The organism is bacterium (assembly GCA_030247525.1).
In the GTDB taxonomy this organism is placed as follows: Bacteria; Electryoneota; JAOADG01; order JAOADG01; family JAOADG01; genus JAOTSC01.
On record JAOTSC010000021.1, the window covers coordinates 14,955 to 30,290 of the forward strand.

Below are 15,336 nucleotides of genomic sequence, written 5' to 3' on the forward strand. Positions count from 1 at the left end.
TTTGCCCCCCCCATCGATTCTGCAAGAACATCTCCAGATCGAGATTCCAATTGTGCAAGCAGGCATGGTCTGGACCAGCGGTTGGCGATTGGCTGCCGCCGTATCGCAAGCCGGGGCGTTAGGAATCATCGGCGCAGGTTCAATGAAACCCGAACTATTGCGCGAACATATCCGAAAAACAAAAGTTGCGACATCCAAGCCCTTCGGCGTTAATATCCCATTGTTACGGGGCGATGCTCCTGAGTTACTCAAAACCACTATCGATGAGGGGGTCAGGATAGTTTTCACATCGGCAGGGAATCCCAAAACATATACCCCCGAATTGAAACAAGCCGGTTGTTTTGTTGTTCATGTCGTTCCCTCGGTAAAGTTTGCTCAGAAAGCTGAAGCGGCAGGCGTTGATGCTATTGTTGCAGAAGGTACCGAAGCCGGGGGACACAACGGGGTCGATGAAATCGCAACCCTTCCATTGATTCCCCAAGTTGTTGATGCTGTGAAAATTCCGGTCATTGCCGCCGGTGGCATCGCCGATGGTCGCGGGATCGCCGCCGCTCTTTGTTTGGGAGCCGCCGGTGTGCAAATCGGAACCCGGTTTGCCGCTACCGTCGAAGCGTCCTGTCACGAGAATTTCAAACAGGCAATCCTGCAAGCGGGCGATAACGCAACGACTCTTACATTACGCAAAATTGGAAATGCGCGTGTTATCTGGAATGAGTGGGCTTTGCGTGCCGTTACCGCCGAAAAAGCTGGCGCAGAGCCGGAGGAGTTGAAACGGATTTTAGGCGAGAAACGCGAGCGGTTAGGCATCTTTGAGGGGGACATACAGGAAGGGCAACTCGAAGCGGGGCAAGGCTCCGGTCTGATTCATGATATCCCCTCCGCTGCCGAGTTGGTACATCGCCTTTGGCAGGAAACCCAATCTGTTCTGAAAAATCTCACATAATGGAGTAACCCATGGCAACCTTGCGAAAAAAACTGGCGGCAGGTAACTGGAAAATGAATCTGACTCCGCGCGAGACTGTGGAGTACATCAAACTATTTCGCGAGCGGATTCCGGTCGAACGTACCTACGATGTCGCACTGTTTCCACCCTTTATCGACATCCCGTTTCTGATGGGGAATTTACTGGAGCGGCGCGATATCCATGTCGGAGGGCAGAACCTGTCCGAGAAAGAGTCGGGAGCGTTCACCGGCGAAATCTCCGGGAATATGTTAGCCGATGCCGGTTGCACAATGGTTCTGGTAGGACACTCCGAGCGCAGACAGTTTTTCGGTGAGACTGACGAGTTACTTGGCAAAAAGTTGATCCGAGCATTTACCAGCGGCTTACTTCCGGTGTTCTGCCTCGGCGAGACCTTGGAACAACGCAAAGCGGGACATACCTTTGCCGTACTTGATAAGCAACTGACAGCATTAACCGACGTGACACCGGACTTACGTGACAAACTGATTCTCGCCTACGAACCGGTTTGGGCGATTGGAACCGGTGTGACAGCGAGCCCGGCACAGGCGCAGGAAGCACACAAGTACCTGCGGGAGCGGCTGCGCGGGCTTTGGGGCAATGTTGCCGAAACGACGCGGATTTTGTATGGCGGGAGCGTAACCCCAGCGAATGCGAAAGAGCTGTTCGGTTGTGCCGATGTCGATGGCGGGCTGGTGGGTGGCGCTTCCCTGAAAGTGGATTCATTTCAGGCAATCTGTGAAGCGGCCGCTTGACATTGCCCGATTGAGAGGATATTTTACAAGGCTACAAGCAAAGGCGATTCGATGTTATTCGTTATTCTGATTGTTATCCACATCATCATCAGCATCTTGCTGACGGTTTCGATTCTGTTGCAGTCGTCGAAAGGCGGCGGGCTCTCCGGCGCATTCGGCGGATTGGGCGGTGCTGCACAAACGATGTTTGGCGGACGCGGCACAGCGACCTTCCTGTCGAAGGCTACCTCGATCTTAGCGGCGCTCTTCATGATTAACTGCTTAGGAATGGTGTTTGCATCCGGTTTGAACAAACCGACCTCAGCGGTTCAGGAAGAGTTGCAACGCACTCCGGCGAAAACGTCGCAGGGCAATGCATTACCCGCAGTTCCCGAAACCAAATAGCTCTTTTCTTGCTGTCATTGCGAGAGCGCGTAGCGCTGAAGCAATCTCAGTAGGGGCGTATGGCATACGCCCATAAACTTGAGTAGGGCGGGTTCCCACGCCTGCCCGTAACTTGGAGGTTAGGCAATCCTGCCTGACATTTTCCAGTAGGCGCGTATTGCAATACGCCCAAAAAAAAAACGAACGTTGGACATTCCTTTCCAACAATTCGGTAGGGGCAACCCTGGGGTCGCCCACCAAAGAAATAAATACATCCTGCCGGAGTGGTGAAATTGGCAGACACACCATCTTGAGGGGGTGGCGCCCGAAAGGGCATACCGGTTCAAGTCCGGTCTCCGGCACATTCCTATTCACGTAAAACGCATCGAGTCACTCGATGCGTTTATTGTGTAGGCAGTTAGTTTTTACCTTGAAAGACGAGTAACAATCATCTTTGAGAAGGATTTTTCAATTCTTTTCCATAAGTATCAACATCATCAGGTAGAATTGCTGGAAAAAGAATTAACTCTGGATCACTTAGCTTTGATTTTACCACTGCTGCATCCTCAATTGCTTTGAGCAATGATTCTTCACTTAATGCAAAGCTTCTGTTTATCGTTTGACTAATTAATGGTCCAGTTAAACCATAAATCTGTACTTCTAGGCTACCGCTTATTTTACTAAGTTGAGCCGCAACACCAACAGCGAACAGACTGCCTAAATCAATCTCACCCTTTACATCACGAATGTCTGCTTGGATTCTGATTAAATATCCAATCTTTGTATACTCACCGCGAACACGTTTGGTTGCCCATTGTACAAAGTCAGATTGGACAACATAGTGACTGCCTCTTACACCCAAGAATGAGGTCAATAATGTGATCTTCCCATTAGCTTCGATTTTGGAACAGCGATACAGTGATTTGCTGTTGTTCAATTCGGACAACAGAGCATACTTATTCGCCTTTAACATTTCGTAACTAACTTTGCCAGATGGAAACAAAGGAAAATAGTCAGAGAGCGAGTCAACTGGCAATGTCACAGTGACGAGCCTATCTACATTTGGGTCGATGGAGAGTAATCTAAGTTTTGAAACATCCTGTGCTTTTGCACTGATGGAAAAAAGCAAGCACACTATCAAAAGTATAAACTTTAAACGCATGTTGATTCTCCTTTAATCGATTAATCGCGGCTAACTCACGTACAAGCGAGTATTTCTTGAAGAAAAAGGATATCCAGAAAACAACTGCCTCAATCATACGTTCAAAAAAACTTGAGCATGAAATCATACAAAATGTCATGAGCTTTACAAGGTTCATCAAAAAGATACTACAATATTTAACTATATACAAGATGATGTACATTTATTAATATATATTAGGAAAAATGATGTGTGCATTATCTATATATTCGATAGTAAATATATATGTATAAATTGTGACAAAACATAAAAAAAAGGCGGGGTTTCCCCCGCCTTCTCTTTGCACAGCTCGTGTAGAAACAACATATCCGCTGTTATTACCACGCGAATCGGATTTCGTCGATATGTTCCCAATCGATATAGGTCGGGTCCTTCCCTTCCGTTGTAAACAGTAGTACCCCATCATTCGACTCTGTCACATCCTGCGTCCCCTCTAATTTCAGCTTTTCGCCACCCCGCAAAGTCACTTCCGTATATCGCGACGAGTAATGTTTAATCGTCGAGATTTTATCGAATGGAATGAAGTACTCGACCTCATCCATCGTCCCATTCAAGAATTCCCACGTGAATCCTTCATCGAGGTCGTATACCAGCCGTCCACTCTGGCTCTTGCCATCGGTGTCGAGTACAGTGCCCCGCAACGGTCGCGCATCCGGATAATCCCGATACCCTTTTCCGCTGTTGCTCTTCTTCTCGAAGACCAGTTTCTCGAAACCGTCCCATTCGACTTTAATCTTTCCAAACCGCGGGTCCTCACAATAGATGCCGCGAATCGATTGATCGACGTCGTTGGTGCCGGACATATCGATTTTTCGACCATCATATAATTCAAGGGTACAACCGCGCCGCGACCGTCTCGTAATCGATTGAATCGAACCCATCGCGATGGAAACCCTGCCATCTTCAGAATCACCATCGATTTTATCGGTGGAAACGCATTCTTCGCTATCCCACTGAATCCATCCGGAAAAAGTCCCAGCATCGGTGGAGAGGGTACCGTACATCCGAGTCACACCGGGATTGAGCGAAGGCGGGGTATCGAAAAACTCGATGAGTTTGATTTTCTTCCATTCGAGGTCGATATCGCCCAAACTGTTATCTTTGACATGGATCGTGCCGCCCAAATCATTAGAGCCGCCGGTCACTTGATAGACTTGGTTGTCCTTCATTGTGAGTTCGGCGTCTTCGCTACCGGTGATTTCAATCTTCTTGATGTCGCCGAACCGGGATTGAAAGACGTGGGTTACGCCAAATTCATTCCAGTGGGCAACGACCATGCCGCCGAGAATTACTTTGGTTTGCGCCATCTCTTCCATGCGTTCGCGCATCTGTTCGGCTTTCTCGCGCAACGCTTCCGCTTTGGCTTCTAACTCCTCAGCTTCTTTAAAATTCTTGTCGTTGTTTGTGCGTTCGGCTTCTTTCCGCAGTTTCTGCGCCGATTTTAAGTACTCGCGAACGCTTTTGTCGTATGTTCCCGCCGAATTTTCATCGGTCAATTTGTCAAAGTGCTTTTGGAACGGATTGCTGTCCTTCGTTCCATTGAAAATGTCATCCCAGAATGCTTCTTCGGTACCCCACCGAAGTTGTCCGGTATAGATGTTACCGCTTTTCGTGGTAACTCGTCCATAAAGAAAGCCACTCGCTTCTCCGGCATAAACCGGAATCGATCCAAAACTATAGCTGAGTGCAGCCAACATGAGTGCTGTAAGCGTGAACAGCCTGCGATGTTGCCGTTTCATACGATTCACTCCTTCCTAACCTGTATGCAACCGTAGTGCGGAAACCGCGACGTTACGTGCAAGGAAATCCCGTTAATAGATGCGGCGAGAAATTGCCGTCATCATCGAGCCTCCGCTGCCTCCTTCGAAGCGCTCACTTTGTGGCATACCTTCCGGTTGCGTCGGGACCGGCGAAGCAACCGCTTGCATGACTTCTAACATTTTCCGGTGATAACGCCGGTCTGCTCGTAATAATTCTGTAGTTAACTCGATAAAGCGGTCTTCCGTCATTTGTCCGGAATTCTCGCCTAACCGAACCATAATGGGTTGGGCTTCGGTACCGGTTTTCACCAGTTCCCGCTTTGCATAGTGGCCGGCAAATACACCGACAATTAAAAGTATCGAGGCTGCAACCAGCAGGCGCGCGGGTTTGGGAAACCACCGTTCGATTCGCGGCGCGCGTCGGGTGCTTTGACGTTCGATTTTGTCCCATAACCCTGCCGGTAACGCTTGTTTCGATTGCTTTTCAACGAATCCACTAACCAGCGCTTGCAGTTTTCCTGCTTCGCTGTAAAATTGTTGTAACGAGTTGTCAGTCATAAGGCGGTCGAGCGTCGGTTTGATCATTTCTGGCGGCAATTCACCATCCAGCAATGCCGATACGTTCGCTTCCCAATCTTCCTGACTTTCCATTTCTTCCTCCCCGGAAAATCGCTGCAGCGGTTTCCGATACTATTCGGCAAGCGCGGCGATTGCCTGCTTGCGCGCCCGGTATACGTTGATTTTTACTTGGGCCGGGCTCCATCCCGTGTTGTCGGCGATTTCAGCATAACTCATTTGTTGGAGTATGCCCAATTCAAAGGCTTTGCGGTGCGACGGGGACATCTCTCTCATCACGGTTGCGATCCGGTCCTGCAACATTTGATGGGAGGCGTGTTCCTCCGGCGAAGGCGCCGATTCAGCCATCGATTCGTACTGCATTTCTCCCCCTTCCCCAAGGGTCGAAACGGCTACCGGACGGGTTCTCCGGTAATGGGATTTCATTAAGTTCGCGGCGATCTGAAACAGGTACGATTTTACCCGGCTGGCATCGCGTAACGGGTTCCCCGATCGGATGGCCGCGACGAATGTTTCTTGTAACAGGTCTTCGGCATCGGATGTATCGTGGATTCGGCTCCGCAGAAACGCCAAAATGGCGGGCCCGTGCTCTTCATAAGCCGATTTCCAGAGTAGTGTAGCTTCCATGCCATGTTCCATAGTGTTTGTACCAGTACGATTGTTAGAGATACATCCCTTGGCTTTGGTTACAATGTTAGTGTTCCCGCTCCAAACTGGTAGCCGAAGGCTTTAGCCTACAAATCTTAAAAATTGGTAACAACGCGGGCTAAAGCCTACGACTACCTTTTGCGGGAGAGTTACATACAAAGATAAAGAATCCTTTTTGACTCTGAGTGTAAACGCAGGTCAAATCGAAAAATCGTTTACCAACATCAATTCACCTTGCATATCTGTGTGAATCAAAGTACGTTCCGGTTGCCCCTACAAACTTGGTTCGTTCTATCGCTCCCAGAGGAGGTTGCTTATGATGTGGTTGCACGGGAAGTTCTCGATTTCTTGCCACTGGCTTTTAACGTTAGCTGCAATGCTATCGTTAACGCAGTTATCATTTGCGCAAACGGCATTATCCCATCAAACACCGGTTTCATTCAGCGATTCGCTCCACCAATACTCGATTGTGCCAACTGATACTCTTTGGTCGGTGATTGGTGTCCGGTCACCCGGTACAGTGGATTACAATCTCGCAATGTATTCCGATGAAAATTTCCGCACCCTGATAGCTCAATCGAATCTCACTGGTTCTGGTATCGACTTTTTAGTAGCGGATTTTCACCACGCTGCTTTGCAAAACTATTACCTCCAGACTGAAAGCACAGGTGGAACGGGTGCGTATTCTGTCGAGTATGCTAACTCGGTTGTTACGATACCCAATGGAAACATCACAGTCAGCCAAAGCTGGACGTCCACAACTGTCGTGCGGATGTATCAAGTATACCTCAATGCGGGAACTCAATCGATCACGTTAAATCGAATATCAGGGAATGCAAATCTCGGATTCGCGGTATTCAACTCAAATAATGCCTCCTACTTTGCCGGCAGAAGTGACGCACTCGCTGTATCCGATGGTGATAATTCCGTCGAGTCGGTAACGTTGAATGTTGCGCGGGCCGATTGGTACGGTGTCGTCGTTTGGTCGAATAGCAGTTCGGTCGCTTCTTACACGATTGGAAATGTTCCCCGCCCTTCGATAACCATGACTACGCCCAATGGCGGCGAATCGTGGAATGCCGCGACAACCCGGGAAATTCAGTGGTACTCCAGTTGGGTGACTGGTAGCGTCGCTATCGATGTTAACCGAAGCTACCCTACCGGAACTTGGGAAACAGTCGTTGCCAGTACCAGCAATAGTGGCACCTATGCATGGGGAGTTACCAGCCCGGGAACGACGACTGCCAGAATCCGGATTCGCGCTGTTAATAATGCAACCATTGCAGATACAAGCGATGGCAATTTCACAATTATCGGTGCGCCAACCATAACTGTCACATCACCAAATGGAGGTGAGAGTTGGAGTATCGGGTCGACCTATCCTATCACATGGATTTCATCTGGTGTAACCGGAAATGTCAGTATCGATGTCAATCGCGGATACCCGACGGGAGCTTGGACTTCGATAACTAACAGTACTGCAAATAGTGGCACCTACGATTGGATAGTGAATGCACCGACCGCTACCACGACCCGAGTTCGGATTCGTTCGGTAACTACTACCACCATCGGAGACACCAGTAATGCGAACTTCACAATAGCGGAAGTTCCTTTGATTACTGTGACCGCTCCCAATGGTGGCGAATCGTTTGTTACCGGGCAAGCCACCAACATCACATGGACATCATCGGCAGTCACCGGGAACGTAGCGATTCGGTTGAATCGTAATTACCCGAGTGGGACATGGGAGAGCATTAGCGATAACGCTGTGAACAATGGCATCTACCCGTGGTCGGTGTCCGGTCTTGCCAGCACAACTGCTCGAATTCGCATCACATCAATTGTAATTCCAGCAGTCGGCGATACCAGCAATGCGAACTTCACAATTACTCAACCAAGTATAACAGTCACTTCTCCGAATGGTGGGGAAATTTGGGCACTTGGAACACCACACAATGTCACATGGTCATCCAGTGGAGTTACTGGTGCGGTTTCCATCCAACTTAACCGGGGATATCCCACTGGTACTTGGGAGACCCTTACCGATAGTACCACCAACGACGGTTCCTATAGTTGGACGTTGACGGGCGCTACCTCGAGCACCGCCCGTATTCGCATCCGTTCCTATTATGATCCTTTCCTCGGCGACAGTAGTAATGCGAATTTTACGATTTCCGCTTTGCCTTCGGTCGAAGTCATCATCCCGAATGGCGGTGAGCAATGGAACATCGGTACCCAGCAAGTGATTCGCTGGCTCGCTACCGGATTCTCGGGGAATCTACGAATAGAACTCAACCGTGATTATCCATCGGGTACTTGGACATCACTCTGGAGTAATGCACTTAACGACAGTAATCAAACATGGACGGTGACTGCTCCGGCAACTGCGAACGCTCGTATTCGCATCCGCTCCGCTGTTGATACGACAATCGGTGACACCAGTAATACCAATTTCGCTGTCGTGATTGCGCCACGGCTAACTGTCACAGCACCAAACGGGGGTGAAACGGCAACGATTGGGGCGAACTACAACATCACTTGGACTTCGCAAGCGTACTCGAATGCAGTAGCCATTGATCTTAATCGCAGCTATCCTTCTGAAAATTGGGAGATATTAACCGATAGCACTGCCAACGACAGCTTGTATCAATGGGCAGTGACAGGAGCAGTATCGACAACTGCGCGAATCCGCATCCGTTCCTATAACGATGCAGCATTAGCAGATACATCAAACGCGAACTTTACGATTGCAATGCCTCCCAATATTCTTGTTGTTGCTCCGAATGGTGGCGAATCGTGGGTACTTGGTTCACAACAAATCATTCAGTGGATTGGAACCGGTTTTACTGGAAATGTCTCGATTCAAATAAATCGCAATTATCCATCCGGTACGTGGCAGAATATCATCACCAATACTCCGAATGATAGTAATCAAGTTTGGACGGTTTCCGGGGCATTAACAGCGAATGCCCGAATTCGCGTAAGATCTACCACCAACTCGACAATTGGTGATACTTGCGATGCCGATTTTGCAGTTGTAGCACCACCCAGCATTACTGTAGCGTCTCCCAATGGCGGTGAATCGTGGCAAATAGGTTCTCCCTTCGACATCCGTTGGACGTCAGTGAATCTTGTTGGAAATGTCGCAATCGAGTTGAATCGCAGTTACCCGACAGGTACTTGGGAAGTCTTATTTGCAAATTCACTCAATGACTCGGTGCAATCGTGGACAGTTACCGGCGCAACGACAACGACAGCTCGCATTCGGATAACCTCCCTCGTCAATCCCGGAGTTGGCGATACCTCCAGTGCAAACTTCACAATTGCCGAGTTAGCGCCACCCAGTGTAACTGTCACGGTCCCGAATGGCGGTGAAAACTGGCAGACCGGAACTACCCAGAATATCACATGGACATCGTTCAATCTTGCTGGTAATGTCGCAATCCAATTGAAACGGGGATACCCAAACGGTACTTGGGAAACACTGGCAGCCGATGTTCCGAATAATGGTTCGTATGGCTGGAACGTTGCCGGAACGGCTTCAACGGCATCCCGGATCCGGATTCGCTCAACGGTCGATACTACTGTCGCTGATACTTCCAATGCGAATTTTACTATCAGTGTACCGCAGACATTGACGGTTTTGACTCCGAATGGTGGTGACTCCTTGGCGATAGGTTCGGTCTTCAACGTTTCTTGGACGTCGACAGGACTAACCGGAAATGTTGCCATCGATTTGAATCGAACATATCCCGCAGGGACTTGGTCGACCATTACAGGAAACACCTCGAATGATGGCACGTACAATTGGACTGTCTCAGCTCCCGTTTCCTCGACTGCACGGATTCGAATTCGTTCATTAACGGCGACAACTGTAGTCGATACCAGTAATGCCGATTTCACAATTTATCAACCTCCAGTGTTAACGGTTACTGTTCCTAATGGAGCGGAAAATTGGGTTGTCGGTACTACCCAAAACATTACTTGGACATCCAGTGGTGTTACGGGTAACGTCGCTATTGAGTTAAACCGAACCTATCCCGCTGGCACTTGGGAAAGTATTTCTGAAAACACCGAGAACGATAGTGTGTATTCTTGGTTGGTAACGGGAACTACTGCGACTACAACAGCCCGTATCCGCATTCGTTCCCTGCTGATGCCACAACTCGCCGACACCAGTAATAACAATTTCCGGATTACGATACCTCAAACGGTTACCGTTACCTCGCCCAATGGTGGGGAAGCTTGGAGTATCGGAACGCAACACCCAATCACTTGGACGACAACTGGAACGGTAGGAAACGTCATTATCGACATCAATCGTACCTATCCGACTGGTACTTGGTCGACCATAGTCGCTTCGACTGCGAATACTGGTTCCTACAATTGGACAGTCACAACACCCACCACTTCCAGTGCCAGAATCCGGGTGCGAATCGTAGCAACCCCCACGATTGGTGATACAAGTGCGGCGGATTTTACTATTGTTTACCCGGCTGTGACTTTGTTAACCCCGAATGGTGGTGAAGCACTTACGGTTGATTCGCTCACATCGATTACATGGAATGCTGTTGGTGCGGTTGGAGCGGTTAGGGTCGATTTAAATCGAAACTATCCTTCCGGTACTTGGGAAAGTATTGGAGACAGTGTCCCCACAACTAACTACTCATGGACAGTAACCGGTGCGATTACAACGACTGCTCGTATTCGCGTAACATCGCTTCAGTATTCCGCAGTTGGTGATACATCCGATAATGATTTCTCCATCGTATTCGTAGAACCACCAAACATCACAGTTGTCTATCCCAATGGCGGGGAAACACTGTATACCAGCCAACCGTACGATATTCTTTGGACATCCCATCAGATTGTTGGCAATGTTACATTGCAAGCGAACTATGGCTATCCGAATGGCGCGTGGGATGATATTGCCATTAATGTCCCAAATACTGGTAGTTATACTTGGGTTATCGAGGATTTCTTTACCACGCAGTCAGCACGCATCCGAATTCTCTCGGTTACCAATCCCACACTGGGTGATACCAGTAATTTTGATTTTACGATAAGAAATCAACCAGCGATTCAGTTATTGGAACCAAACGGTGGAGATGTTTGGCGGTTGGGAACAACAGCCACGATTAACTGGACAAGTTCTAATGTGCAAGGCAATGTTCGCCTCGAACTCAATCGTAGTTATCCGACAGGAACTTGGGAGAATATTACAACCAACACACCGAACGATGGTTCTGAAAATTGGGTGGTAACCGGTTCGTTAACGACCACCGCTCGAATCCGCATTCGTTCACTGGTTACTCCGACCCTTGGTGATACCAGTGATACTGACTTTACTATCGCAAATCCGACTTTGCAATTAACGGATATGGGTAATGGCGGCAGTTACTTCCTCGGATATTCCTATTCGATCGGGTGGATCAATGAGGGGGTAAGCGGAAACGTCCGGTTACAGTTAAATCGAAACTATCCTACTGGCGCTTGGGATTCGATTGCGACTGTACCAGTGGCTGATTTGGCTTACTTGTGGTTTACCGTACCACCAACCACGATGAACGGTCGATTTCGAATCCTCTCAGTTATCAATCCGGCGATTGGCGATACTTCCGACAACAACGTCGAGCTGCATAATCCGACGCTAACTGTTTCAACACCCAATGGTGGCGAAGTTTGGATGATCAGTTCGGTTCGTTTTATCAATTGGAGTAGCTGGGGGGTGTCTGGAAATTTACAGATAGAACTGAATCGCAATTATCCGACCGGAACATGGGACTCTCTTTCAACGGTACTCTATGCATCCAATGGCTATGGTTGGGGAGTTACCGGACCGGAAACGAATACGGCACGTATCCGCATACGATCGCTGTCATTCCCCTCAGCGATCGATGTCAGCGATGCCGACTTCATGATAACGCAACCTGCTGTTACATTACAGCACCCCAACGGGGGAGAAATCCTGTACACCGGAACAACCGATACAATTCGTTGGATATCCAATGCGATAATTGGTGATGTCCGCATTCAGATCAATCGCAACTATCCCAGCGGTGCTTGGGATTCGATTGAGACCGTACCAATCGAGAACACTCAGTTTGTTTGGAGCGTTACTTCTCCCGTCACTACCACCGCAAGAATTCGATTACAGCCTGTACTGGATCCGCTCCTTGCTGATACCAGTGATGCCAACTTCCTATTTCTGCACCGGCAGCAATAGCACTTACTACTCCGAATGGTGGGGAAGCTTGGCACATTGGTACTAACCACCCGATTACCTGGACTTCCAGCGGTGCGGTTGGAAATGTTATTCTCGACTACGACTGGAATTATCCCTCCGGCGACTGGACTACGATAATTGCATCGACAGTAAACTCCGGTTCTTATGACTGGACGATTCCGGCGATGTTAAGTACCAGCGTGCGGGTTAGAATTCGCTCTACGACCAATCTTGCAGTCGGCGATACCAGCAACGCCAGTATGTCAATTATCAATCCAGTAGTCACTGTGACTGCTCCCAATGGCGGTGAGACATTGAACATTGGTTCGCCCTATCAGATTGCTTGGAGTAACATTGGTGCGATTGGTGCGGTAAGAATTCATTTGAACCGCAATTTCCCAACCCAAACTTGGGAAACGATTGCGGATAGTGTTGTTGGCACTACATTCCAATGGAATGTTACTGGTGGGGTAACTTCAAATGCGCGGATTCGTGTTACATCTATCCAACACTCGGTAGTTGATGTTAGCGATGCTAATTTCACTATTACTGCACCAACTCTTACTGTGCTGTATCCGAATGGTGGTGAAGTCTTTGGAGCACAATCGGTGACAACTCGTTGGAGTCGACAAGCTGCACCGGGTAATGTTCGGGTCGGATTGAATCGTACCTACCCGAGTGGAAATTGGGAGCTATTGGGTACATCGACAACCGATTCGTTACAGTGGTTTGTTTCCGGGGTAAACACCGAAACCGCGAGAATTCGGGTGCAACTTGTGGCGGATACTTCAGTTCAAGATTTCAGCAACAACAATTTCGCGATCCGCATCTCATCAGTACAAAGCCGGGGAAATACTATCCCGGATAAGTTTAGCATCAATTCGATTTATCCGAATCCTTTTAATCGGGAAGCACGCATCGAGATTGCAATTCCCAAGGCTGGGGTGGTTTCACTTAAACTGCATGATATCATGGGGAGAGACGTTGGAGTTATCTTCTCAGGAGAGTTACAACCGGGTGTGTATGCATTTGATTGGCGAAACGACAATCTATCCAGTGGAACGTATGTATTATCAATGGAAGCTGGGACATACGTCGAGCGCCGCACCATCCAGTACATCCGATAACCACGAGTAGGGGAGGGTTGCCATGCCCTCCCGCCGAATCCGCGAAGCAACAACAAAGAAAAGATTCCAGAAACGCCGGGTTTACTCCCGGCGTTTTTGTTTTCACCAATTCTTGTTTTTCCCATGCAAAAAAAATTCTATCTTACATGTAGAAACTGGAATGAGGTTACAATGTACATCCTTGATTTAGAATCCCACATCATTCACGACGCTGGCAATCCACGTTATGAATGCCATCTGAACAAACTGCCGAAAGAGCAGAAGAAAAAGATTTACACCATCGATGCGGTGAAGCGGTTATTCAATGAGAATGCGAAGAAACCGTACAACGGGTGTAAGTATTGTATGGCGGAGTATCACCAATTTGATATGCAGGCGATATTCTACAAGAGCGATAAAAACGATTGATGCTGGCTCCCCTTATCACGGAATGGCGGCGGATTGGTTCATCGCTCAATCGGGGAGCTACTTCCTGTCTGCTTGATGCTGCCCATGCCTTTCGGAAGCATTACGGCAGGAAAATGCAGTGGGAGGAAGGCGGCGACCGGTTGCCCGGGCTTTTGCTTGAAACGATACCCGGTTTTGCACCAGTTGAATGGTTGGCGTGGCGGATAGATGCTTCGGTATGGGTAGGGGAATCGCCGTTTGATCTCTGTATCCAATTGGCGGAACTGCCGGATCGATTGCAGCGCTTCCGGTCATTACAGGCTGATGCTGTCCATGAGCTGACTGTCAATAATCCGGTGGTTATATACTCCGCCGGTGCTGCAGTTTTGAATTTGCTGTCGCGGCGATCACCGAGCAATCCTCCTATTTTCATTGCAGAGGGGCGTCCCGGTAACGAAGGGGTTGCTTTAGCGCAACAGTTACTAAAACGCGGGATTATAGCTCGATTGTTGACAGACACCGGGATCATCAATCGCATCGAAGAAGATGTGATTCTGTTGCTCGGCACTGACCGCATCACCCGCACTGGTTTCCATCATAAGATTGGTACTTGTCCGCTGATTGATGCGGCAAATCGCACCGGTGCACAGGTGATTGCGTTAGCCGATCCACTAAAACGCAATCCACCCGATCCATGGACGAGATCTTCAGTTCGAAATTTCCGCCGTCAATACCCCGGCAATCCAGAACTCCAACTGGAAGGGGCGTTGTTGGAAAATGTCCCCTATCGGGAACCAGTCATCCAAATTTTCCTCGGTGATAAACCGTTTCACCCCGGTGACGATACCGAATGGGAAGCTGCCGGGAAAATCGCCATGCAAATGCTCGGTTGGCCAACCTAACAACACCGGGAAAGCATGAAATTCCTGTACTTTTCGCCCGAACATATTTCCGGAACCATGACGACGGTGCGCCGTGCCCACGAAGCGATTGGCGACCAATGCCGTTCTCTGACTTTGTTTGCGAATCGATTCGGTTTTCCCGACGATATCTGTTTAGACCTGCCAATGTCGCCAATCGGCGGTTGGTTCGCGAAAGTGAAAGAGCTTCGTCGTCGACTCCGTCATGATCAATTGGATCATGAGAAACCGCCGCCTCCCGGTACCCCTCCGGTTTGGCAACCCGGCAGCAGCACTGCGGAGTTGGTTTTTCACTTGCGCGAAATGATTTGGACTCCACTCATCAGCAATGCGAGGAAAAAATACTCTTTAGATGAATTCGATATCTATCAATTTGAAATGGGAATGGAATTCTATCGCGATGCTCGGTGGC

At 48.9% G+C, this 15,336-nt stretch carries 12 protein-coding genes and 1 tRNA gene; 9 read left to right on the top strand and 4 right to left on the bottom strand.

The window, feature by feature from the left end; genetic code table 11:
• Position 1 precedes the first annotated feature (1 nt).
• From OEM52_03495 to OEM52_03510, 4 genes are all read left to right on the top strand, one after another.
• The gene (locus tag OEM52_03495; GenBank protein MDK9699203.1) at positions 2 to 943 is read left to right on the top strand and encodes a DUF561 domain-containing protein; all 942 of its coding nucleotides are present in this window, start codon (positions 2 to 4) and stop codon (positions 941 to 943) included.
• Positions 944 to 963: 20 nt separating this feature from the next.
• Positions 964 to 1,716, top strand: coding sequence for a triose-phosphate isomerase (tpiA, locus tag OEM52_03500; protein MDK9699204.1), 753 nt, complete (start codon positions 964 to 966; stop codon positions 1,714 to 1,716).
• Between the two features lie 51 nt (positions 1,717 to 1,767).
• Positions 1,768 to 2,100: a preprotein translocase subunit SecG gene (gene secG, locus OEM52_03505; protein MDK9699205.1), complete on the top strand. Its 333-nt coding sequence runs from the start codon at positions 1,768 to 1,770 to the stop codon at positions 2,098 to 2,100.
• Between the two features lie 257 nt (positions 2,101 to 2,357).
• Positions 2,358 to 2,441 (top strand) — tRNA-Leu (locus OEM52_03510).
• An 86-nt stretch (positions 2,442 to 2,527) separates the two neighbouring features.
• Here OEM52_03510 and OEM52_03515 read toward each other — a convergent pair.
• The 4 genes from OEM52_03515 to OEM52_03530 form a co-directional block, all read right to left on the bottom strand.
• Positions 2,528 to 3,241 carry a hypothetical protein gene (locus tag OEM52_03515; protein MDK9699206.1) on the bottom strand — a complete coding sequence of 238 codons (714 nt, stop codon included), beginning with the start codon at positions 3,239 to 3,241 and terminating at the stop codon, positions 2,528 to 2,530.
• 356 nt (positions 3,242 to 3,597) lie between these two features.
• A complete protein-coding gene (locus OEM52_03520; protein ID MDK9699207.1) occupies positions 3,598 to 5,019 on the bottom strand; it encodes a hypothetical protein in 1,422 nt (473 codons plus the stop codon).
• A gap of 72 nt (positions 5,020 to 5,091) precedes the next feature.
• The gene (locus tag OEM52_03525) at positions 5,092 to 5,691 is read right to left on the bottom strand and encodes a hypothetical protein (GenBank protein MDK9699208.1); all 600 of its coding nucleotides are present in this window, start codon (positions 5,689 to 5,691) and stop codon (positions 5,092 to 5,094) included.
• 39 nt (positions 5,692 to 5,730) lie between these two features.
• Positions 5,731 to 6,243 (bottom strand): sigma-70 family RNA polymerase sigma factor, encoded by a 513-nt coding sequence (locus tag OEM52_03530; protein ID MDK9699209.1) that lies wholly within the window; start codon positions 6,241 to 6,243, stop codon positions 5,731 to 5,733.
• A gap of 337 nt (positions 6,244 to 6,580) precedes the next feature.
• Here OEM52_03530 and OEM52_03535 point away from each other — a divergent pair, with 337 nt between their 5' ends.
• The 5 genes from OEM52_03535 to OEM52_03555 form a co-directional block, all read left to right on the top strand.
• On the top strand, positions 6,581 to 12,490 hold the full coding sequence (locus OEM52_03535) for a hypothetical protein (protein ID MDK9699210.1): 5,910 nt from the start codon (positions 6,581 to 6,583) through the stop codon (positions 12,488 to 12,490).
• A 185-nt stretch (positions 12,491 to 12,675) separates the two neighbouring features.
• Positions 12,676 to 13,617 (top strand): T9SS type A sorting domain-containing protein, encoded by a 942-nt coding sequence (locus tag OEM52_03540; protein MDK9699211.1) that lies wholly within the window; start codon positions 12,676 to 12,678, stop codon positions 13,615 to 13,617.
• A 171-nt stretch (positions 13,618 to 13,788) separates the two neighbouring features.
• Complete coding sequence (locus OEM52_03545; protein ID MDK9699212.1) at positions 13,789 to 14,025, top strand: hypothetical protein; 237 nt, start codon at positions 13,789 to 13,791, stop codon at positions 14,023 to 14,025.
• Complete coding sequence (locus OEM52_03550) at positions 14,025 to 14,906, top strand: hypothetical protein (protein MDK9699213.1); 882 nt, start codon at positions 14,025 to 14,027, stop codon at positions 14,904 to 14,906. Before OEM52_03545 ends, OEM52_03550 begins: the two co-directional genes overlap by 1 nt.
• Positions 14,907 to 14,921: 15 nt before the next feature.
• On the top strand, positions 14,922 to 15,336 hold a 415-nt coding region (locus OEM52_03555; GenBank protein ID MDK9699214.1), incomplete at its 3' end, for a hypothetical protein.